Raw genomic sequence first — 23,142 nt, 5'->3', positions numbered from 1 at the left:
CCTGGGGGGATCCAATGTCTGTGCGCTCGTTCTTCGCCTTTTCCGTCATTGCAGCATTTACGATTCTAGCGAGCCCGCCAGCCTTTGCCGCCGACGCCAAGCGCGATATCGTCACCGTCAAGGACGCGGATTATTTCGGCTTCGACCTGCGCACCGAGCAGAATCTCTCGCTCGATCAGTGCAAGGCCGCCTGTATCGGCGACAAGAGCTGCAAGGCCTTCACCTATAATCCCAAGGTGAGTTGGTGTTTTCTCAAATCCGATTTCAAGACGATGAATGCCTTCCCGGGCGCCATCGCCGGCAGGATTGTCGAGACAACTGCCGCCGCCGCCGCGCCGAAAGAGCCGGATATTGGCGCTGCCCCCCGCCTGCCCTTTCTCTCCGACGACCTCGTCCAGCAGGCCCGCAATTTCCGCAACGATCTGGCGCTCGCCGACGACCAGCAGGGCCAGGGCGTCGAGAGCCTGACGGCAAGTGCACGCCTGGATCTCACCGGCGGCAATCTTACCGATGCGCTGAAGGCTTTTCACGGCGCGCTGTCGATCACGCCCGATGACGGCGATCTCTGGATCGAAACGGCGCGCGCCGCCACCTCGCTTGGCGCAGCTGACAGCGGCATCTTCGGTCAGGCGGTGATCGACGCGCTGAACGGCTACCAGCTGACGCGCACCACCAACAAGCGCGCCGATGCGCTGGCGGTGCTTGCCAAGGCCCTGGAAAGGAATGCCAATTATCGCGATGCGCTGAATAGCTACAAGGCAAGTCTTGCGCTGGTCAGCGCCAAGGATGTGCAGGCCGATTACCTGAAGCTCAAGCAAGCCCAGGGCTTCCGCATCACCGAACATACTGTCGATGCCGACAGCGCCACGCCGCGCGCCTGCGTCACCTTCTCCGAGGCGCTGGTCAAGACTGTCGACTATACCCCCTTCGTGACGCTGAACGGCGCTGCACCGAAAGCGCTGGAAGCCAAGGACAAGCAGATCTGCGTCGAGGGTCTGACCCACGGCGAGACCTACAAGATCGGTTTGCGCACCGGCCTGCCCTCCTCCGTCGACGAGGTTCTGGAAGCGCCAGTGACGATCGACGTCTATATCAAGGACCGCAGCCAGATGGTGCGTTTTACCGGCGACAGCTTCGTGCTGCCGTCGACGGCGCGCCGTGGGGTGCCGATCGTCTCCGTCAATATGGCCACCGCCAATCTGAAGCTCTACCGCATCGGCGATCGCGGCATCGCGCCGCTCCTGACGAACTCGCAGTTTTTAACGCAGCTCGACGGCTACAGCGCCCAGAACATCCAGGATCAGAGTGGTGAACTCGTCTGGCAGGGCTCGATCGAGATCGCCAACGAGCTCAACAAGGATGTGGTGACCAGCTTCCCGGTCGACGAGGCACTGCCCGAGCGCAAGCCCGGCATCTATGTGCTGGTCGCCACCGCGCCGACCGGACCGGTGCAGGACTGGGATTCGCAGGCCACCCAATGGTTCCTTGTCTCCGATATAGGCGTCACCACCTATGCCGGCACCGACGGGCTCAACGTCTTTGCCCGGTCGCTTGCCTCCGCCAAGCCGATGGCCGGCGTCGAATTGCAGCTGCTTGCCAAGAACAATGAAGTGCTCGGCACAGCCACGACCGATCAGAACGGGCGCGCCACCTTCACGGCTGGTCTGATGCGCGGCACCGCCGCACTCACACCTGCCGTCATCACCGCCAAGAACGGCACGTCCGACTATGTCTTCCTCGACATGACGCGTGCCGGCTTCGATCTTTCCGATCGCGGTGTCACTGGCCGCGCCGCGCCGGGCGCGATCGACGTGCTGCCCTGGACTGAACGCGGCATCTACCGCGCCGGCGAAACCGTGCATACCGCAGTCCTTGCCCGCGACACGGACGGCAAGGCGATCGAGAACCTGCCGCTGACCTTCATCTTCTCACGGCCCGACGGCGTGGAAGACCGGCGCGTCGTTAGCCAGACGAGCGATCTCGGCGGCTATCAGGTGGACCTGCAGACGCAGGAAAACGCCATGCGCGGCACCTGGACGATGAACATCTATACCGATCCGAAGGGCTCGGCGATTGCCACGAAGACCTTCCTCGTCGACGATTTCGTGCCTGACCGCACCGACATGGAGATCAAGACGGACTCCAAGGAGATCGGCACGGATACGGCCGCGACGATCGATATTTCCGGCAAATATCTCTACGGCGCTCCGGCCGCCGGCCTCACCGTCGAAGGCGATGTCGTCGTCAAGCCGACGCGCGAGAATGCGGCCTATCCCGGCTACCAGTTCGGGCTTGCAGACGAAGAGGCGAGCGAGGAGTCGCGTCAGCCGATCGACGGGCTGCCGGAACTCGACGAAAACGGCCAAGCCTCGACGGATCTGACGATCGGCGAACTGCCGGCCACGACCCAGCTGTTGAGGGCCACCGTCTATCTGCGTATGCAGGAGCCGGGTGGCCGCGCCATCGAGCGCTCGCTGGAGATCCCGGTCAAGACCGACGCGACCGCAATCGGCATCAAGCCGGAATTCGATGGCGACCTGCCCGAAAATGCGCTGGCGAACTTCACGGTGATCGGCCTTGATACTCAGGGCCAGAAGCAGGAGATGAAGGGCCTGCGCTGGAAATTCTACAAGCTGCGCCGCGACTATCAGTGGTATCGCGAAGGCACTGCCTGGAAATATGAACCCACCTACACGCCCGAAGAAGTTGGCTCCGGCTCGGTGGATGCGACGGCCGAAAATGGCGGCAAGATACAGACGCAGGTCAACTGGGGCCGCTACCGGCTCGAGGTAGAAAGTGCTGATGCCGACGGCCCGACCTCCAGCGTCGAGTTCGATGCCGGCTGGTTCGTGGCCTCGACCTCGACGGAAACGCCCGACGGCCTCGAAATCGCGCTCGACAAGGATAGCTATCATGTCGGCGAGACGGCGAAACTGAAGGTCACGTCGCGCTATGGCGGCGAGTTGATGATCACGGCCGGCACGGAAAACCTGGTTGCCGTGCAGAACGCAACGATGGGTCAAACCGGCGGCGAGGTCGATATTCCCGTGACCGCCGACTGGGGTGCGGGCGCCTATGTGACCGCGACGCTCTTCCGGCCAGGCGATTCGCTCGACACCCATATGCCGGCGCGCTCGATCGGCATCAAATGGCTGAAGGTCGATCCGGCTGAGCGCGCGCTGCAGGTCAAGATCGATACACCGGAGAAGATGCTGCCGCGCGGGCCGCTGGATATCGGCCTGCAGGTTTCAGGCGCCGGTGCGAACGAGGAGGCCTATATCACCGTTGCCGCCGTCGATGTCGGCATTCTGAACCTCACCCGCTACGAGCCGCCGAACCCGGAGGATTGGTATTTCGGCCAGCGCCAGCTCGGCCTTGAAATCCGGGATCTCTATGGAAGGCTGATCGACGGTTCGCTGGGTGCAACCGGCAAGCTGCGCACCGGCGGCGATGGCGGCGCGGTTGCGCTGCAGGCAAGCCCGCCGACGCAGAAGCTCGTCGCCTTTTTCTCCGGCCCGGTAAAGCTCGATGCCGAAGGCAAGGCAAAAGTCAGCTTCGACATTCCACAATTCAACGGTACGGCCCGCGTGATGGCGCTCGCCTGGACGAAAACCGGCGTTGGCCACAGCGCCAAGGACGTCATCATCCGCGATCCGGTCGTCGTCACCGCAAGCCTGCCGAAATTCCTCGCTCCCGGGGACAAGGCCAATCTGCGTCTCGACATCGCCAATACCGATGCGCCGGCCGGCGACTACAAGCTGACGCTGACCGGCAACAGCGCCCTCAGCATCGACGGGCCTGCCGAACAGGCTCTCAGGCTCGAAGCCGGCGCCAAGTCCGACCTGACGCTGACGCTCGTCGGCGGCGAACCGGGCCATGGCAGTGTGGCAATCAACCTGTCCAATGCCTCCGGCCTGTCGCTCGACCAGGTGGTCGACGTGCCGGTGCGGCCGTCCTCCTTGCCGGTCACCGAACGGCGCGTGATTGCGCTCGCGCCCGGCAAGAGCCTGACGATCGATAAGAACCTGCTTGCCGACAGCGTGCTTCCGGGCGCTTCGATCGCCGTCAACGTCACGCGCTCGGCCGCCTTCGACATTCCGGCCCTCCTGATGACACTCGACCGCTACCCCTTCGGTTGCGCCGAACAGACGACGAGCCGGGCCATGCCGCTGCTCTATCTGGCCGAAGTCGCCAAGCAGGCCGGCATGGATGAGACGGATGACGACATCCACAAGCGCGTGCAGGATGCGATCTACCGCGTGCTCTCCTACCAGGCCTATGCCGGAAGCTTCGGTCTGTGGGGTCCGGATTCCGGCGATCTCTGGCTCGATTCCTACGTCACGGACTTCCTAACGCGGGCGCGCGAGCAGAAATACGACGTGCCGGACCGCGCCCTGGTGCAGGCGTTGGAGAACCTGCAGAACTCGCTCTCCTACACGACGGATGTGAAGGGCAAGGGCGATGAGATCGCCTACGCCCTCTACGTGCTGGCGCGCAATAAGAAGGCCGCCGTCAGCGACCTGCGCTACTATGCAGACACAATGATCAACGACTTCCCGACGCCGCTCGCCAAGGCCCATATCGCCGCAGCACTTGCGCTCTATGGGGATGCGACCCGCTCGAAGAACATTTTCGTCGATGCGCTGCAGATGTCGAAACAGTCGATGGTGACCCGCGTGAACTTCTCGCGCACCGACTATGGCTCGGTGCTGCGCGATGGTGCGGCAATCCTGGCGCTTGCCGCCGAAAGCCGGCCGATCCCCCCCGTCATTCCAGACCTCGCCAAAGCGGTCGCGCGGGAATGGGATCGCAGCAAATATACAAGCACCCAGGAACAGGCCTGGATGCTCCTGGCGGCGCGTGCCCTGCAGAACGGCGACGACGATCTGAAGGTCAACGTCAACGGGGCTGAACGGACTGGCGCCTATATGGCGAAGATGACCGGTGACACGCTGATCGACCATCCGCTCACACTGACGAGCGCGACGAGCGACACGGTCTCGGCCGTCGTCACCACGGTCGCCGCCCCTGTCAAGCCGCTGCCGGCCGGCGGCAACGGCTTCACCATCGAGCGGACCTATTACACGCTCGACGGCGAGGAGGCGAATGTCAGCGATGCGCAGCAGAACGAGCGTTATGTCGTCGTCCTCCATGTGACCGAGCAGAATGACTGGGCTTCGCGCATCGTCATCACCGATCTTCTGCCGGCCGGCTTCGAGATCGACAATCCAAGCCTTGTGGACAGCGCCCAGATGACGAATTTCGATTGGGTCGGCGAGATGTCGCCTGCCCATACGGAATTCCGCTACGACCGCTTCGTCGCTGCCTTCAACCGCGACGAAAGTTCGGCGCGTGACTTTAACGTCGCCTATGTGGTGCGCGCCGTCACCCCGGGTGCCTATGATCACCCGGCGGCTACCGTCGAGGACATGTATCGCCCCGACCTGTCCGCCCGCACGGCGACCGGCAAGATGGAGGTCGTTGCGGCTCAACAATGAGGCGGTGGCAGAAGTTTGCAATCGGGACTGCGGCCGGCATTATCATTGCCGGCGCCGGCCTTTTTACGCTCAATGTTGCAGACCGCGCCTTTCCGCCGCCACTTGAACGGGCCGAAGCCGTCTCGCCCGAAGTGCTCGACGCGGACGGGCAATTGTTGCGTGCCTTTGCAACGCCAGAGGGGCGCTGGCGGCTGAAGACCGACGTTTCCGACGTCGATCCGCAATTCATCCGCATGCTGGTCGCCTATGAAGATCAGCGTTTCTACGAGCATTCGGGAATCGATGTCTGGGCGCTCGGGCGCGCCGCCCTGCAATTCGTCAGCAACGGCCGGATCGTGTCCGGCGCCTCGACGCTCTCCATGCAGGTGGCAAGGCTGATCGAGCCGCGTGAAAGCCGGTCGTTTTCGGCAAAACTCCTGCAGATCATGCGCGCGGTGCAGATCGAGCGGCGGCTATCGAAGGGTGAGATCCTCGATCTCTATCTCACCCATGCGCCCTACGGCGGCAACCTGGAAGGCGTGCGCGCCGCAGGCCTTGCCTATTTCGGCAAGGAGCCGAAAAGGCTGACTGTGGCTGAAGCCGCCCTCCTGGTCGCCCTGCCGCAACTGCCCGAAAAGCGCCGGCCGGACCGGAACCCGAAGGCGGCGGAAGCGGCGCGCAAACGTGTACTCGACCGTATCGCCGTGGCCGAGGTTGTCGGCGACGGCGAGGCCGAGCGCGCCGAGGGTGTCGCCATTCCCACCCGCAGGCTGCAGCTTCCAGCCCTTGCCGCCCATGTCGCGGAAGCTGCATTGCGTAAGGATCCGAAAGCGATCCAGCACCAGACGACGCTGAACAAGCAGGTCCAGACGGGTCTTGAATCCGTCGCGCGTGCCGAGACGATGAAGCTCGGACCAAAGCTGTCGCTCGCCATGGTGATGGCGGACGCTCAGACCGGCGACATCGTCGGCGAGGTGGGATCAGCCGATTATTTCGATGCCAGCCGCTCCGGCTGGATCGATATGACGCGTATCAACCGATCACCCGGCTCGACACTCAAACCCTTCATCTATGGCCTTGCGTTCGAGCAGGGACTGGTCAGCCAGGAGACCATCATCGAGGACCGGCCGGCCGATTTCTTCGGGTACCGGCCGCGCAATTTCGACATGAGCTACCAGGGCGACGTGACCGTGCGCGAGGCCCTGCAGCTCTCCCTCAACGTGCCGGCCGTCAAGCTGCTCGATGCGGTCGGCCCGTCTCGCCTTTTGGTGCGCTTTCGCCGCGCCGAAGTGCGCCCGACCTTGCCGGTGAACGAGACGCCGGGGCTGGCAATCGGCCTTGGTGGCGTCGGCATCACGCTGAAGGATCTCGTGCAGCTCTATACAGCGCTTGCCAATCGCGGCCAGCCGGTCAGGATCGGCGACGGTGTGACGGGCGCGCCCGGCAAGATCGACGGCGAGCCCTTGCTGGAGCCGGTCGCGGTCTGGAATATCGCCGATATTCTCTCGGGCGTCGTTCCGCCGGCCGGTGCGCCGCAGCGCGGCATCGCCTACAAGACCGGCACGAGCTACGGCTATCGCGATGCCTGGTCGGTCGGTTATGACGGACGTTACGTGCTTGGTGTGTGGGTCGGACGGCCTGACAATAGCGCCGTACCCGGTTTGACGGGGTATGGCACGGCCGCACCCATCCTTTTCGAGGCCTTGGCAAAATCCGGCATCGCCACGACACCGCTGCCGCGTGCGCCTTCCGGGGCGGTGCGCATCGCCCAGACCGACCTGCCGATCAGCCAGCGGCGTTTTGCGGTTAATGCCAACGGGCTGCTTGCCACTTCCGGCCGCGAGGCAGCACCCCAGATCGTCTATCCGCCGGAGGGTGCACATGTCGATCTCGGCGCCAGACAGGGCGATCTCTCGCCGCTGATGCTCAAGCTGCAGGGCGGCAGGGCGCCCTTTCGCTGGCTTGCCAACGGTAAGCCACTGCCCGATCTCTCCCGCCGGCGCACGCAAAGCTGGATGCCTGACGGCGGCGGTTATTCCAAGCTGACGGTAATCGATTCCATGGGCCGGGCGGCCAGCGTCGGCGTCTTCGTCGACTGACGGGAACAAAAGCGTGTCGCAACCGTTTGAAGGTTTCCCTCCACACGGCAAAAGACCCGATGACATTACCCTCCGCGACCTACCGGGTCCAGTTCCGCAACGGCATGACGTTCGATCGCGCCCGCGGGCTCGTGCCCTATCTGCAATTACTCGGCATCAGCCACCTCTATGCCTCACCGATCTTCACGGCCACCAGGGGATCGACGCATGGTTACGACGTGACCGACGCCAACGAGATCGACCCGGAACTTGGCGGAAGGGCGGGCCTCCATCGTCTGACGGATGCACTGTCAGAAGCAGGCATGGGCCTGATCCTCGACATCGTCCCGAACCACATGGCCGCTTCACTGGAGAATGGCTGGTGGCGAAGCGTCCTGGAATTCGGCAAGCACAGCCCTTTTAAAGACTATTTCGATATCGACTGGAGCGAGCGGCTGACCTTGCCGCAGCTCGGCAAAAGCTTCGATGAGAGCCTTGCTGCCGGCGAATTGACGATTGCCATCGACGAGGCGCATGGCAATTTCGCGCTCAACTATTACGACACTCTCTTCCCGCTCAGCACGGAGAGCTATCGCCTGATCTCGGCGGAACTGGACGATCCGCTTCTCGCCGGGATGGCCGAACTGGCAGGCTCCGTCGGTAGTGATGACCCGCATCGCAGCTTGCGCGACATGATCTTTGAGGCCGGCGACCTCAAAAGCCTGAGCGGAAAGCTTGCAGAGCTTTCAAAAGACCATGCCCTTATGAGGCGGCTGCATGCGGCGCAGCACTGGCAGCTTCACCGCTGGCAGGAGGCTTCAAAACATCTGAGCTATCGGCGGTTTTTCGAAGTGACCGGGCTGGTCGGCCTGCGGGTCGAGGATATCAGGGTCTTCGAGGAGAGCCACCGTCTGGTTCTCGATCTCGTGCGCCAAGGCCAGGTTCAGGGCCTGCGCATCGACCATATCGATGGGCTGGCCGAACCGGGGGCCTATCTCGATCGCCTGCGCGCAGCGGTCGGCGCAGATACCTATATCGTCGTCGAGAAAATCCTTGGACCCGGCGAGGGCCTGCCGGCCGATTGGCCGGTGCAGGGAACGACCGGCTACGAGTTCATTGCCGCCTTGAGCGGGCTTTTCGTGGAGGGCAACGGTTTACAGACGCTCGATGAAGCCTATCGCCGACTGGCAGATGGCAATAGCGATTTCGAAGCCGGGCGGCGAACAGCCAAGCGGCTGATGGTCGAGCAGAATTTCGCCGGCGAGACGGCCCGCCTTGCACGCATTGCAGCCGGCCTCTTCCCCGAACTGTCTAGGGAGGAAATTACCGATGCGATCCGTGAGCTTCTGATCGCCTTTTGCGTCTACCGCACCTATGGCGCCGATGGCCCGCTCGATGCGCGGGACAAGGGTCTGCTGAAAAAAGCCGAGATGGCGGCGGCCGGACATCTGGACTATGCGCAGGCGCTGCAAAGCATCGCGGCCATCCTTGAGGGCAGGAACGACAACGAGGCCGCCCGCGAATTCCGTATCCGTTTCCAGCAGCTCTCCGGCCCTGTCATGGCGAAAGCGATGGAAGATACGCTCTTCTACCGCTACAATCGGCTGTTGGCGGTCAACGAGGTCGGCGGCGAGCCGGATCACATGCCCGGCGGCATCGAAGCGTTTCACCTGATCATGCAGGACCGTACGCGATCCCAGCCTGCGGGTCTTTCGGCGACATCGACGCATGATACCAAACGCGGCGAGGATACACGCAGCCGGCTTTATGCTGTGAGTGAAGGCGCCGGCGTCTTTGCCAACGCCATCGAACATTGGCGCAGAATGAACGAAAGCCACCGCACCGAGCTTTCGGATGGCATAGCACCCGAGCCCAATCTGGAATGGATGCTCTATCAGGCGCTTGCCGGTGCCTGGCCTGAAGATTTCGACCGCCGCCACGGGGATGCGCTACAACAGCGTTTCACCGCGTACGCGGAAAAGGCCATTCGGGAAGCGAAACTGCGAACCGACTGGACGGCGCCGAACGCTGGTTATGAAGAGGCGGTGCTCACCTATGCGGCAGCGCTCCTCTCGCCCGACAACGACGCCTTCAGCGAGGATTTCGCCCGCGTTCTGCAGCCCTTCATCGAGGCCGGCTACGTCAACAGCCTGTCGCAGACGCTGATCAAGCTGACGGCGCCGGGCATTCCCGACATCTATCAGGGGTCGGAAGGCTTCGACTTCAGTTTTGTCGATCCCGATAACAGACGCCTGCCGGATTTCGAAATACTGAGCGGCTGGCTTGCCGAAGGCGGTGCGCTCGCACGGCTGCAGGCGGCGGCGTTAAAGCAGCGCATCATCCAGATCGGCCTCGGGCTCAGGCTGGAGCACCGCGGACTTTTCGCCAACGGCGACTATCTGCCGCTTTCGGTCACCGGTAGCAGGCGTGACCACGTCGTTGCCTTTGCCCGTCTGCATGATGATGGAAATTTCGCCATCACCGTCGTCCCAAGGCTGATGTTCGGCTGGCTCGACCCCGGCGTGCTTTTTGCCGGACCGGAATTCTGGGAGGATACAGCAATATCAGCGCCATCGCCGCTGCTCGGTCTCAAGGCCGATCTCCTGACCGGCAAGGTGCTGGAGCCAGGAAGCAAGATCTCGCTAGCCGCCCTTCTCGGCGACCAGCCGGCGGCTCTGATCGTGCCGGCCTGACGATAATCTCGAAAATATCTGCGCCAGTGAAAAAACCTGTTGACCTTCCAGTTGCTGGAAGGTCCATAAAGCTGTCTGGATGCCAGAAAGGCATGAAAGGCGCAGCTTTATGGATACCAAGCACGATCATCACCACGACCATGATCATCATGGGCATGATTGCGACGATCACCATCATGCCAACGGCGCGCAATGCGGTTGCGGCCACGGCGAAAAGGTTGAAGACGTGGTGGTGCGCGATGCCGTCTGCGGCATGACGGTCGATCCGAACGCCGGAAAACCTTCGCTCGATTATGAAGGTCATGTCTATCACTTCTGCAGCGATGGCTGTCGCAAGAAATTCGAAGCGGCACCGCACGATTATCTGACCGCCAAGGACCCGGTCTGCGGCATGACCGTAAACCGCTCGAACGCCAAACATTTCCTCAAGCATGAGGGCGAAAAATTCTATTTCTGCTCGGCGGGCTGCAAGGCGAAGTTCGAGGCCGATCCCGAAACCTATCGCCATGGCAAGAAGCCAGTGGCAGCTGTCATGCCGAAGGGCACGCTCTATACCTGCCCGATGCATCCCGAAATCGTCCGCGACCATCCCGGCGACTGCCCGAAATGCGGCATGGCGCTGGAGCCGGTGGGCATTCCCCCTGAAGACGAAGGCCCCAACCCGGAACTCTTGGATTTTATCCGGCGGCTGTGGGTCAGTGCTGTTCTTTCCATTCCGCTCCTGATCCTGACCATGGGCCCGATGCTTGGGCTGTCGTGGCCGCGTGAGACGCTCGGCGAGCCCTTGGCGAGCTATGTCGAACTGCTGCTGGCAACACCCGTCGTGCTCTGGGCAGCCCTTCCCTTCTTCCGCAGGGCATGGGCATCGCTCGTCAACCGTAGCCCCAACATGTGGACGCTAATCGGCCTCGGCGTCGGTACGGCCTATGTCTACAGCGTCGTGGCGACTTTGGCGCCGAACCTCTTCCCGCACAGTTTCCGCGGCCACGGCGGCTCCGTCCCCGTTTATTTCGAGGCGGCTGCCGTCATCGTGACGCTCGTCTTCGTCGGGCAGGTGCTGGAATTGAAGGCCCGCGAACGCACCGGCTCGGCGATCCGCGCCCTGCTTAACCTTGCGCCGAAAACCGCGCGCCGCGTTAACGCCGACGGCAGCGAAAGCGATGTGCCTGTCGACGAGGTCCAGGCCGGCGACCGCTTGCGCGTGCGCCCCGGCGAAAGCGTGCCGGTCGACGGTTCCGTGACCGAGGGCCAGTCGACCATCGACGAATCGATGATCACCGGCGAACCGCTACCGGTCGAAAAAGCCAAGGGCGACACGCTGACCGGCGGCACCATGAACAGGAATGGCGCGCTGATCATGACCGCCGAGAAAGTCGGCACTGAGACGACACTCTCGCGCATCGTCGAGATGGTGGCAAAGGCGCAGCGTTCGCGCGCGCCGATCCAGGGCGCCGTCGACCGTGTTTCGGCGATCTTCGTGCCGGCCGTCGTCGCCGCCGCCCTTGCCGCCTTCCTCGTCTGGTCCTTCGTCGGGCCGGAGCCGCGGCTGGCCAATGCGCTGCTGGCCGCCGTCGCCGTGCTGATCATCGCCTGCCCCTGTGCACTTGGCTTGGCAACACCGATGTCGATCATGATCGCCACCGGGCGCGGCGCGCAGGAAGGTGTGCTGATCAAGGACGCGCAGGCGCTGGAGCGCTTTTCGAAGGTCGACACGCTCATCGTCGACAAGACCGGCACACTGACCGAGGGCAAGCCAAAGCTGACAGACGTTGTGGCTTTAGGCAGCACAGATGAAACCCGTCTTCTGGCACTTGCCGCAAGCCTGGAGCGAGGATCCGAGCATCCGCTCGCCGAAGCCATCGTCTCCGGTGCGCAAGAACGCGGCCTTGCCTTTAACGACGTCACCGGCTTTCAGGCAAGGACAGGCAAGGGTGTCGAAGGCACGGTCGGCGGGGTGTCCGTCACGCTCGGCAACGCCGCCATGCTCGCCGATCTCGGCATCGATCCATCAGCACTGTCGGGCAAAACCGAAACGTTGCGCGATGAAGGTAAGACGGTGATGTTCGTGGTCCTTGACGGCGCACTCGCCGGCCTCGTCGCCGTCGCCGATCGGATCAAGCCGACGACGGCTGCCGCGATCAAGGCGCTGCATGACAGCGGCCTGAAGATCATCATGGCAACCGGCGACAATGAGCGCACGGCGCGCGCGGTGGCTAAAAGCCTTGGCATTGACGCGGTGCATGCGGATGTTCTGCCCGAGGACAAAAAGGTTCTGGTCGATGACCTCAGGGCCAAAGGCGCGGTCATCGCGATGGCGGGTGACGGCGTCAATGACGCCCCTGCCCTTGCGGCTGCCGATGTCGGCATCGCGATGGGCACGGGAGCCGACGTTGCGATGGAAAGTGCGGGCATTACATTGGTGAAGGGTGACCTCAACGGCATCGTGCGCGCCCGACGGCTGGCTGAGGCGACGATGCGCAACATCCGCCAGAACCTCGCCTTTGCCTTTGGCTACAACGCGCTCGGCATACCGGTGGCGGCCGGCGTTCTCTACCCGATCTTCGGCCTGTTGCTCTCGCCGATGATTGCAGCTGCCGCCATGAGCCTCTCGTCGGTCTCGGTCATCGCCAATGCGCTGAGGCTAAGGGTCGAGACATTGTCAGGAGACAAGCGATGAATATCGGCGAAGCCTCGGAACGCTCCGGTCTACCCTCGAAGACCATCCGCTACTATGAGGATATCGGACTGATCCGCCCCGACCGGGGCGGAAACGGCTACCGGGATTATGCAGCCGCCGACGTGCACAAACTTCGCTTCCTGCAACGCTCGCGCGGCCTCGGTTTCTCGGTAGAGGAATGCCGCCAGCTCTTGGCGCTCTACGAGGACAAGAGACGGGCGAGCGCCGACGTCAAAGGGATCGCCGAGACGAAGCTTTCGGAAATCGACCGCAAGATCCGCGAGCTGACGGAGTTGCGCCACACGCTGGAACATCTCGTCCATGCCTGCCACGGCAACGACCGGCCCGACTGTCCGATCCTCGAAGGCCTTTCCGACAGCGCTCCCTGACGGCGCCAATGCTCCTCCAAAAGTTGAGGGCGCACGTCTCGTTCCAATATCAGGAAAGCCCAAGATCAGGAGAGCGGAGGCCGGTCCTGGCCGGCCGCATCGATGGGCTTGCGCTGCTCTTCGGCTTCCTCGTCCTGTTCATCCTCGGCAGTCGTGTCGTCCAGCCGGTGCTTGATCGCCAGAGCATAGATCACATCGAGGATATTGCGGTCCTTCAGGTGGGGATCGGTAAGCGCCAGCAGCGAGGCGCGAACGATCTTCTTGCTGGAGGCCTTCGGACAGCGCTTGCGTACGAAATCATAAAGTGCATCGCCCACCAGACCGTCCATCGCGCCGTCCACGAGAGCCTCGTAGACCCGCTTCTTCTCTTTCATACTCTATGGTCCCCTTACAATTCTGCGGGGCATACTCTGTCATAGAACCGTCATAAACAACCGCCGAACGCGATCTGTCGACGATTGACCAGCTGTGCAATGGTGGAAAAACAATGATTTTTCGCCTCGCTTCTCCGGGCGTCGGGAGGATCTCGGGGCCGGCTGAGCGGAAATTGCTCTGCCAAGCCGGCCCCGGCAGACTCAATCCGCAAGCTGCAGCTTCAGCGCGGCGACACCGACAGCCAGATTGACGCCGACCTCGCCATCGAGCGAAACCGGCTGCAGCGAGACGGTCTTGCTCGTTCCGCCGACCAGCACATTGGCGCCGCCGCCGACGCCGACACTCGCATCAGCCGTGACACCGGCATAATTGCCCCCGAGGCCGGCAACCGGTTCGCGCGTGGCGTTGAAGACCAGCCACACCATGCGGCCCTTTTCGACGGTGCCTACATCAAGGCCGAAATTGGTGATCGTGCCGACATAGCGCTGTCTGGCATCGCCTGGAGCGCTCGGCGTATAGGTGCAGTCGACGTCCTGCTTGGAACCGACGATGACACCGATGCCCTTGGAAACGTCGCAATCCAGCGTGCCGACATCGGCCTGGGCGGCGTTTGCAACGACAGGGGCGGCCAGCATGCCGGCTGCGAGGAGAGAAAGAAGAGTGGTTTTCATGATAAATCCTGTTCGGAGTTGGAGATCGCATCGTGGCACAGCGCGTCAGGAGGACGGGTGTCGTCCGATTTCGTCGGCGGGGCTCGCCGATCGACGAAAAGAATAGGTGAGCAGTTCGACGCGATAAAATCACCTGCTGGTTTAGACGGGCCAATACGTAAGTTTAGTTCCGCCGTGCCAGGGATGGGCGTATCTTCTTCTCCATCGCCTGACGCCTCCTCCTGACAGGCGATAAAGATCTCGGTTAAGGCTTCCCGGTGTCCCTCCCCTCCGCCCGAAGTCACGGATTGCCCGAGGATCCGCAAATGGCCGCCTTCCGCATATCGGAGGCGGCCTCTTTTTTTGGCTGTGTGGCTATCGACCGCAAGCAAGGCCGCGGCCGCCTCGGATGCTGCCAATGCAAGGCGTACCTGAACCTACCGGCAGGCGCCCTAGACGTAGGTATGATTCAGCAATGTAGCATACGCGACTAACCTTCACGCCACCGGGGAGAAGCCCGGCTTGATCACCACAAAGACGAGGTGCCGTCATGTATCAGGATTCGATTGATCACTTCGCCCAGTCCGGCGAAGAGAAAGCAGCGGCAGTCCGAAGCCACTTTCCTGCCTTTCTGATCGGCGCGGCGATGGCCGGGGCCTATATCGGTTTCGGCGATATCATCATGTTCACCGTCGGTGCTCATGCCGATCCGGCCTGGGCGCATCTCGTGATGGGCATCGTCTTCTCGTCCGCCCTGACAATCGTCGTCTTTGCTGGCAGCGAGCTCTTCACGGGAACGGCGATGTATATGCCGCTTGCGGTGCTGACCAGGCGCATTCCGATGTCCGATATGCTGCTTGTCTGGATCTCGGCCTGGATCGGCAACCTGATCGGCGCCATGGCGCTTGCCGGCCTCTTCCACCTGGCAGGCGGTGGCGTGCTTCTGGGCGATGGAAGCCAGGCGTTCTTTTCCATCGTTTCCGCCAAGATGTCGGCAGGATCGCTGGAACTTCTCGCGCGCGGCATTCTCTGCAACTGGCTCGTCTGCCTCGCCATCTGGATGGCGGGACGTACGGAAAACGCCGCTGCCAAGATCATGCTGATCTTCTGGCCGATCACCATTTTCGTGGCCGCCGGCTACGAACACAGCGTCGCCAACATGTTCACCTTCTCGATGGCGCTGATGGGCGAGCATCCCGCAAACATCACAGTTTCTGCTGCCGTACATAATCTCATCTGGGTCACGCTCGGCAACCTTATCGGCGGCGCTGTCTTCATGGCCCTTGGTTACTGGCTGCAGGTCGACGGCAGCGGCCATGTCTCCTTCACGCCGGCACCGGTCCGCATCCGTGCAAAAGTTTCCACCGACCGCAGCAAGAAGTGAAGTGCCATGGCGGAGCCGACCACCATCACTAGCCTCAGTCCGTCCGAGCCTGCTCGCCCGTCGCAGCCGTCGGAGGCCCCTGCCGCGCCCGCGGCCGCCTCCCCGGTAGCCATGGCATCACTGAGACGCTTTGCCATTCCCCTCATCGCCATTGCCCTTGTCAGCGGCGGTGTGGCGATCGTAACCGTCGATTGGAACCGTTGGGTGGCTGGCGCGTCGCGCCAATCGACCGACGATGCGGTTGTCAGCGCTGATGTGTCGACGCTCAGCGCTCAGATCAGCGGCATCGTCCAGACCACCCCGGTCACCGACTATCAGACCGTGGCCAAGGGCCAGTTGCTCGCCGAAATCGACCCGCGTGAATATGATGCGGCAGTCGCCGTTTCGAAGGCCAATCTTGCAGCCGCGACCGCGTCGCTTGCCAATCTGGCAAACCAGATCGAATTGCAGAAGGCCGTCGTACAGGTAGCTGAAGCGCAGAACGCATCGGCCCAGGCACAGCAGACCCAGACCGAACAGGAGTTCCACCGCCAGACCAGCCTTGGCGGGGCGACCTCGCAACAGCTTCTGCAGCAGGCGCAGGCCGCCTATCTGCAGGCGCAGGCCTCAGTCAAATCGACGGCAGCTTCGATTGAGCAACAAAAGGCCCAGCTTAACGTTCTGAACGGACAATCCCCATTGCTGCAGGCTCAGGTAAATGCCGCTGAGGCCTCGCTGGATACGGCGTTGATCCGCCAGGGCTATTCCCGCATCTACGCCCCGTTCGACGGCGTCATCGGTCGCAGGCTCGTCCATGAAGGCGATTTCGTCACGGCAGGCACAAGCCTCGTGTCGGAGGTCCCGCTTCCGAGCGTCTACATCACCGCCAATTTCAAGGAGACGCAGCTCTCCCGGATAACGCCGGGCCGGACTGCCGATATCACCGTCGACACCTTCCCCGGCCAAAGGCTGCACGGCAAGGTCGTCGGCCTGTCGCCGGCAAGCGGTTCGATCTTCGCGCTGCTACCGCCTGACAATGCGACCGGAAACTACACCAAGGTCGTCCAGCGCATTCCGGTCAAGATCGTCTTCGATCCCGGCCAGCCGCTGGTGGATCGGCTCAAGCCCGGCATGTCGGCCGTCGTGACGATCGATACGAAGCCGGACCTCAGCCAATGAGCTCGGCACCGCGCGCCTTTGGTCCGCTTACCAGCGGCACGACGACGAGCCACCCTCTGCTTATCGTCACGGCGCTGCTGCTCGCCTCCTTCGTGGTCGGCTTCGACACGCGCGTTTTCGCCGTCGGCCTGCCGGATATCCGTGGCGCCTATTCGCTGGGCTTCGACGAGGCGTCCTGGCTTAGCACCGTCGCCAATGCGCCGCAGATCCTCATCTCATCGGCAGTGGCCTGGCTTGTGACGGTCTTCGGCGTACGCCGCGTGATGATCCCGACGACATTGGTCTATGCCGGTATTTCGCTCGCCATTCCCATGGTCCATGACGGCACCGCACTCTTTGTGCTGCATGCAGCAAGAGCCCTTTTGCTCGGCGTCTTCATTCCGGCCACCATCATGGTGATCTTTCGGAATCTGGACATGAAATACTGGCTGATCGGCCTCTCGATCTACGCACTTCGCGTGCCGCTGTCGCAAAATCTCGGCTTTGTGCTGGTCGGCATCTACGATGATTATCTCGGCTGGCAGTGGGTCTATTGGCAGGACGTGATCGTCACCCCGATCATAGCGCTGCTCCTCATCATTGGCGCCCCGAAGGAAGAGATCAATATCGGCCTGCTCGAAGGCGCCGACTGGGGCGGCATGATGCTGCTTGGATGTTCAATGACCATGGTTTATGTCGGTCTCGATCAGGGCAACCGGCTGGACTGGTTCAACTCCGGCATCGTTACCTCGCTGCTCGCGGGCGGTGCTCTCCTCTTCATCGGCTTCCTCATAAACGAGAGCGTCGTTGCCAATCCCTGGGCGCATGCGAGCGTGATCCTGTCGCGCAATATCGGCATCGGCTATGCGATCATCATCGCCTTCACCTTTGCAAGTTCCGGCGCCTCACTTTCCATTCCAGGCTTCCTGCAGACGGTCGTCGGATTGCGGCCGATCGCCATCTCCGAACTCTATATCTTCGGCGCCGTTATCCCGGTCTTCCTGTTCATTGTCCTTGCGATCTTCCTGCTGCGCAGGATCGATGCGCGCCTCTGCATCATGATGGGCCTAACTGCTATGGCGCTCGGCTCTCTCTGGGGATCAAACCTCACGATTACATGGGCGCCCGTTAACTTCCTGCCGGTCGTGCTGCTGCATACGGCCGGGCAATCCTTCGCCTTCTTTGCGACAGTCGTCTACCTGATTGCCAATTCCGATCCCAAACGCTCGACAGCGGTCTCGGCCTATATCCAGGTGATCCGGCTCGGCAGCGTCGAGCTGACGCTCAGCCTGTTAAACACCTGGCTTCGCCAACGCGAGCAATACCATTCCAATATATTGACCGGGCCGATTTCCTCATCCTCGGGCAGCCTTCACGACGCTTTGGCGAACCTGGAGACGCTGTTCGGCACCGGGCATCACGAGAGCCTCAAGGCCCTCACAACGGTCGCAACAGCAGTCCGCGCGCAGGCGAGCGTGCTTGCCTATGCCGATGTCTTCATCCTCTCCTTCTGTTTTGCGATTGCAGGCATTGCCCTTGTCGCCTGCATGGGCGCCATGCCCTTCGGACCACTGCATCCCGATTTCCGCAGGAAACCGCCGGCGGCCGAAGCGCAGCCGGCCACGGCGCGTTGATCGGCCACGCTCACTTTTCCTTTGAGGAGGTGCAGTGAGCCGGTGCGAATGCTTTTCGCGCCGGTCCTTCTGCGTCTCGCCGGCTGCCCGGATGCGGGAGCGTATACCTATGGGGAACGGCGACTAGACCTGCGTATAGATGCGCTGATGCCCGCCCGGACGTAGCCTTCTCGCGTGGAATTGATTGGCAGGACACAGAAGCGCCGGTCGGCTGCCGATAATCAGCAGTCTGACCCCTGGCCTCGGCACCACCGTCAATTCAGGAGACAGATACAGAGGCCGCCCAATGCCGGTGGCCGTTGCAGCATATTCAACCTTTAGTCTATGGAGCCGGCAGTGACATCCATCCGCATCATGACTGAACCCCGTCGTCGCCGGAAACCGGCGATCCTTGCTGCGATTGCCATTCTCGCCGTTGCGGGCGGATCGGCCGCAGCCTTCTGGTTTGCAGGGACGGAGCCGACCATTGCCGCCCCGGAGCCTGGCGCGCCGGCCGTGCCGGTCGAGGTCGCCACGCCTACCGTTACCAACGTACCTGTCTATCTTGACGGTCTCGGCACAGTGCAGGCGAACTATACAGTCAACATCACGACGCGTGTCGACGGAGAGCTCCAGAGCGTGATGTTTAACGAGGGACAGGCCGTCAAGAAGGGCGACGTGCTCGCCATCATCGACCCTCGCCCTTTCCAGGCGGCCGACGATCAGGCTGCCGCAAAGATCAAGCAGGACCAGGCCGATCTCGCCAACGCCCAATATCTGCTCGGCAAGGACCAGAAACTGGGCCAGCAGCAGATCGTCACGCAGGAAACCGTTGAACAGCAGCAAAGCATGGTGGCAAGTGCACAGGCACAACTTGTGCAGGATCAGGCGGCCAAGGAGGCCGCTGACATCTCGCTCTCCTACACGCAAATCCGCTCACCAATCGACGGCCGCACGGGTATCCGCCGGATCGACGCCGGCAACGAGGTCCACACGACCGATACGACCTCGATCGTCACGATCACCCAGACGCAGCCAATCACGGTCATCTCCACACTGCGTGAGGACGATCTCGACGCAGTGCGCAACGCGCTGAAGGCCGGCCCGGTCGAGGTGACCGCGATGTCGATGGACCAGTCGCAGCAGCTTGCATCAGGCACGCTCTCGCTCATCGACAACGAAATCGATCAGGCAAGCGGCACGATCCGCATCAAATCGATTTTTGAGAACAAGGATGATGCGCTCTGGCCTGGTCAATTCGTGACGCTGAGGGTCAAGCAGCAGACGCTCCAGAAGGCCGTGACCATTCCCTCCGCAGCACTTGAGCGGGGTGAAGACGGCTTCTTCGTTTACATTATCGATGCTGCCGGCACGGCCGCTGTGCGCAAGGTCACCCCCGGGCCGATCGAGAGCGGCCACGCCGTCATCAAAAACGGCCTTTCCGGCAACGAACAGGTCGTCACGTCGGGCCAGTATCGGTTGGATGTCGGCACTCATGTCAGCATTCAACAGGCGGCCGCTACGCAAGCCGCTAGCAAGGAGTAGGCCATGTCCATCTCCTCCTGGTTCATCGAGCGGCCCATCGCCGCCTCGCTGCTGATGGCTGGCCTCTTTGGCATCGGCATTGTCGCCTACCCTCTTTTGCCGGTGGCACCCCTGCCGCAAGTCGATTTTCCGACGATCCAGGTCTCGACGCAGCTCCCCGGCGCCGATCCGAAGACCATGGCATCGGCGGTAACCCAGCCGCTGGAGCGGCAGTTCGGCCAGATCCCCGGCGTTACCCAGATGACCTCGACGAGCACGCTCGGCTCGAGCGCGATCACTCTGCAATTCGATCTGTCGCGCGACGTCGATAGCGCCGCCCAGGACGTGCAGACCGCAATCAACGCAGCCGGAGGGCAATTGCCGACGGACCTGCCTTCGCCGCCAACCTATCGCAAGGTCAATCCCGCCGATCCGCCGGTCATGGTTCTTGCGCTCACATCGGATACGCTGCCGCTGACGCAAGTCGACGATTTTGCCGAAAGCGTGCTCGCCCAGCATGTCAGCCAGATCGACGGCGTTTCGCAGGTTCTGATCTTCGGACAGCAGAAGCCGGCCGTACGCCTGCAGATCGATCCCGGCAAGATCGCTGAGATGGGGCTTTCGCTTGAGGATATCCGCAGCGCCGTGACCAGCATCACCAGCAACTCACCGAAAGGCAGTGTGCAGGGTGGAGAGCACACCTACACGATCTATGACAATGACCAGCTCCTGAAGGCCGCCCCCTGGAACGATTCGATCGTCGCCTATCGCAACGGAGCGCCGGTACGCATCAGCGATATCGGCCAGGCGATCGACGGACCGGAGAACGATCAGCTGGCGGCCTGGGCCGATGGCAAGAGGGCGATCCTCCTGCCGATCTTCAAGCTCCCAGGCGCCAACATCATCGATACGGTCGGTGCGATCCGCGCTGCCCTGCCGCAGCTGCAAGCGATCGCACCGGCCGCCATCCACCTCTCTATCCTCAGCGACCGGACGACCACGATCCGCGCCTCGGTGGCGGATGTCGAAACGACGCTTGTCATTACCATCGCCCTTGTGGTCATGGTGATCTTCATCTTCCTGCGCAATGTCTGGGTGACGGTGATCCCGAGCGTCACCGTGCCGCTGGCGCTCCTGGCCACATTGGCGCTGATGTATGTCGCAGGCTTCAGCCTCGATAACCTCTCGCTGATGGGCTTGAGTATCGCCGTCGGTTTCGTCGTCGACGATGCGATCGTCATGGTCGAGAACATCCATCGCCATATGGAGATGGACAAAACGCCGAAACAGGCAGCAATCGATGGCGCGCGGGAAATCGGCTTCACCATTATTTCGATCAGCATCTCGCTCGTCGCCGTCTTCATTCCGCTGCTCCTGATGGGCGGAATTGTCGGCCGGTTGTTCCGCGAGTTCGCAATTACCGTGACGATGACGATCGTCGTCTCGGCAATCGTCTCCCTGACCATCACTCCGATGATGAGCTCGCGCTTCCTGAAGCCGGAAAAAGACGCCCACCACGGCAGGCTTTATGTAATAAGCGAGCAGGCATTCGACGGGCTTCTTGCCGCCTATCGCTACACGCTTGATATAGCGCTGCGCCATCACCGGCTGACCATGATAGCTTTCCTCGCTTCGCTCGCGGCAACCGGCTACCTGTTCGTCAATATTCCCAAGGGCTTCTTCCCGATTCAGGACACCGGTCTCATCACCGGTACCCTCGAAGCCGCGCAGGATATTTCCTTCGCTGAAATGTCGCGCCACCAGCTCGAGGCAGGCAATATCGTTGCCAGCGATCCCGGGGTTGCCACCGTCGGCATGGCCGTCGGCAGCGGGGCGGGCCAGACCGTCAATAACGGCCGCATGTTCATCACGCTGAAGCCTGAAGACCAGCGCGATGCCTCGGCAAGCGAAATCATCAACCGGCTTCGTCCGAAACTCGCGCAGATGCAGGGTGCAGAACTCTTCCTGCAGCCGGCGCAGGATATCAATGTCGGCGGACGGGCCTCGGCCACGCAGTTCCAATATACGCTGCAGGACGGCAATGCCGACGAGTTGGACGACTGGGCAGCCAAGCTGCTTGCCACATTCAAGACGCTGCCGGAGCTGACCGATGTCGCCACCGACCAGCAGAATAGCGGCGCTACCGTCACGCTTACGATCGACCGTGACCAGGCATCGCGCTTCGGCATTGCGCCGCAAATGATCGACGATACGCTTAACGATGCTTTCGGCCAGCGTCAGGTCACCCAGTATTTCACCGACCTGAACAGCTACCATGTGGTTCTCGAGCTTACGCCGCAGTTCCAGAAGTCGCCGCTGGCGATCAACGGTCTTTATATCAAATCGCCGCTGACCGGCGAGCAGGTTCCCTTGAGCGAGCTCGTCAAGCAGACGACGGAGCCGACGGCCGTGCTTGCCGTCAACCACCAGAGCCAGTTTCCGGCCGTTACACTCTCCTTCAACCTCGCAAAAGGGACCGCACTCAGCCAGGCGGTTGCCGCGATCAGCAAGGCTGAGGCCGATCTCGGCAAGCCGGCAACCGTCATCGGCACGTTCCAGGGCAATGCTCAGGCCTATCAGAGCTCGCTCTCAAGCGAACCGCTGCTGGTGCTTGCAGCAATTGCCGTGATCTATCTGATCCTCGGCGTACTCTACGAGAGCTATTTCCACCCGCTGACGATCCTGTCGACGCTTCCCTCCGCGGGCCTCGGTGCTCTCGCCATGCTCTGGGCCTTCGGCTTCGACTTTACCGTGATCGCGCTGATTGGCGTGATCCTGCTGATCGGCATCGTCAAGAAGAACGGCATCATGATCGTCGACTTCGCCATCGCCGCCCAGCGCGAGCAGGGACTGTCGCCGGAAGACGCGATCCGTCAGGCCTGTCTCCTGCGCTTCCGCCCGATCATAATGACGACAGCGGCGGCACTTCTTGCCGGCCTGCCGCTGATGCTCGGCCACGGCACCGGCTCGGAACTGCGCCAGCCGCTCGGCTATGCCATGGTCGGCGGCCTGCTCATCAGCCAGGTGATGACGCTCTACACCACCCCGGTCGTCTACCTCTACCTGGAAAAGCTGAGCGAATTCGTCAGCCGCAGACCGCACGCCACCACCGGCGCCTCAACTCAAGCTCCGGCGGAATAACCCT

The 23,142-nt window shown here is 62.2% G+C and carries 12 protein-coding genes; 10 read left to right on the top strand and 2 right to left on the bottom strand.

All coding sequences use genetic code 11. The features are described 5' to 3' along the window. Positions 1-14: 14 nt before the first annotated feature. From AC1DNW_RS28005 to cueR, 5 genes are all read left to right on the top strand, one after another. Positions 15-5,498 (top strand): alpha-2-macroglobulin family protein, encoded by a 5,484-nt coding sequence (locus AC1DNW_RS28005; RefSeq protein WP_477855059.1) that lies wholly within the window; start codon positions 15-17, stop codon positions 5,496-5,498. Beyond that, positions 5,495-7,576, top strand: coding sequence for a penicillin-binding protein 1C (pbpC, locus tag AC1DNW_RS28000; protein WP_477855058.1), 2,082 nt, complete (start codon positions 5,495-5,497; stop codon positions 7,574-7,576). Before AC1DNW_RS28005 ends, pbpC begins: the two co-directional genes overlap by 4 nt. A gap of 59 nt (positions 7,577-7,635) precedes the next feature. Further along, positions 7,636-10,248, top strand: a complete 2,613-nt coding sequence (gene treY, locus AC1DNW_RS27995) for a malto-oligosyltrehalose synthase (protein WP_477855057.1) — start codon at positions 7,636-7,638, stop codon at positions 10,246-10,248. 109 nt (positions 10,249-10,357) lie between these two features. Next, entirely contained in the window at positions 10,358-12,925 is a 2,568-nt protein-coding gene (locus AC1DNW_RS27990; protein WP_477855056.1) for a heavy metal translocating P-type ATPase, read from the top strand. Continuing rightward, on the top strand, positions 12,922-13,314 hold the full coding sequence (gene cueR, locus AC1DNW_RS27985; protein ID WP_477855055.1) for a Cu(I)-responsive transcriptional regulator: 393 nt from the start codon (positions 12,922-12,924) through the stop codon (positions 13,312-13,314). The genes AC1DNW_RS27990 and cueR overlap by 4 nt, the downstream gene beginning before the upstream one ends. 65 nt (positions 13,315-13,379) lie before the next feature. On the opposite strand, the gene AC1DNW_RS27980 is transcribed toward cueR, so the two are convergent. Next, a complete protein-coding gene (locus AC1DNW_RS27980; protein ID WP_477855054.1) occupies positions 13,380-13,688 on the bottom strand; it encodes a hypothetical protein in 309 nt (102 codons plus the stop codon). A 201-nt stretch (positions 13,689-13,889) separates the two neighbouring features. Beyond that, positions 13,890-14,360, bottom strand: a complete 471-nt coding sequence (locus AC1DNW_RS27975) for a DUF992 domain-containing protein (protein WP_477855053.1) — start codon at positions 14,358-14,360, stop codon at positions 13,890-13,892. A 529-nt stretch (positions 14,361-14,889) separates the two neighbouring features. Between AC1DNW_RS27975 and AC1DNW_RS27970 the strand changes: the two genes are divergently transcribed. The 5 genes from AC1DNW_RS27970 to AC1DNW_RS27950 all read left to right on the top strand — a co-directional run bounded on the left by AC1DNW_RS27970 (position 14,890) and on the right by AC1DNW_RS27950 (position 23,138). Next, entirely contained in the window at positions 14,890-15,723 is an 834-nt protein-coding gene (locus AC1DNW_RS27970) for a formate/nitrite transporter family protein (RefSeq protein ID WP_477855052.1), read from the top strand. Between the two features lie 6 nt (positions 15,724-15,729). Further along, positions 15,730-16,881, top strand: a complete 1,152-nt coding sequence (locus tag AC1DNW_RS27965; RefSeq protein ID WP_477855051.1) for an HlyD family secretion protein — start codon at positions 15,730-15,732, stop codon at positions 16,879-16,881. Next, a complete protein-coding gene (locus AC1DNW_RS27960) occupies positions 16,878-18,494 on the top strand; it encodes an MFS transporter (RefSeq protein WP_477855050.1) in 1,617 nt (538 codons plus the stop codon). The genes AC1DNW_RS27965 and AC1DNW_RS27960 overlap by 4 nt, the downstream gene beginning before the upstream one ends. Positions 18,495-18,830: 336 nt before the next feature. Then, positions 18,831-20,018, top strand: coding sequence for an efflux RND transporter periplasmic adaptor subunit (locus AC1DNW_RS27955; protein WP_477855049.1), 1,188 nt, complete (start codon positions 18,831-18,833; stop codon positions 20,016-20,018). A gap of 3 nt (positions 20,019-20,021) precedes the next feature. Further along, positions 20,022-23,138, top strand: coding sequence for an efflux RND transporter permease subunit (locus AC1DNW_RS27950; protein WP_477855048.1), 3,117 nt, complete (start codon positions 20,022-20,024; stop codon positions 23,136-23,138). Positions 23,139-23,142: the final 4 nt, after the last annotated feature.

This window comes from Rhizobium sp. 05L429, assembly GCF_056397645.1.
This window is presented reverse-complemented; position numbering and strand designations above follow the sequence as displayed.

What these genes read in the sequence shown, in the direction of transcription:
- AC1DNW_RS28005 (WP_477855059.1), top strand. Translation starts at nt 15, where the DNA reads ATGTCTGTGCGCTCGTTCTTCGCCTTTTCCGTCATTGCAGCATTTACG.
- pbpC (WP_477855058.1), top strand. Translation starts at nt 5,495, where the DNA reads ATGAGGCGGTGGCAGAAGTTTGCAATCGGGACTGCGGCCGGCATTATC.
- treY (WP_477855057.1), top strand. Translation starts at nt 7,636, where the DNA reads ATGACATTACCCTCCGCGACCTACCGGGTCCAGTTCCGCAACGGCATG.
- AC1DNW_RS27990 (WP_477855056.1), top strand. Translation starts at nt 10,358, where the DNA reads ATGGATACCAAGCACGATCATCACCACGACCATGATCATCATGGGCAT.
- cueR (WP_477855055.1), top strand. Translation starts at nt 12,922, where the DNA reads ATGAATATCGGCGAAGCCTCGGAACGCTCCGGTCTACCCTCGAAGACC.
- AC1DNW_RS27980 (WP_477855054.1), bottom strand. Translation starts at nt 13,688, where the DNA reads ATGAAAGAGAAGAAGCGGGTCTACGAGGCTCTCGTGGACGGCGCGATG.
- AC1DNW_RS27975 (WP_477855053.1), bottom strand. Translation starts at nt 14,360, where the DNA reads ATGAAAACCACTCTTCTTTCTCTCCTCGCAGCCGGCATGCTGGCCGCC.
- AC1DNW_RS27970 (WP_477855052.1), top strand. Translation starts at nt 14,890, where the DNA reads ATGTATCAGGATTCGATTGATCACTTCGCCCAGTCCGGCGAAGAGAAA.
- AC1DNW_RS27965 (WP_477855051.1), top strand. Translation starts at nt 15,730, where the DNA reads ATGGCGGAGCCGACCACCATCACTAGCCTCAGTCCGTCCGAGCCTGCT.
- AC1DNW_RS27960 (WP_477855050.1), top strand. Translation starts at nt 16,878, where the DNA reads ATGAGCTCGGCACCGCGCGCCTTTGGTCCGCTTACCAGCGGCACGACG.
- AC1DNW_RS27950 (WP_477855048.1), top strand. Translation starts at nt 20,022, where the DNA reads ATGTCCATCTCCTCCTGGTTCATCGAGCGGCCCATCGCCGCCTCGCTG.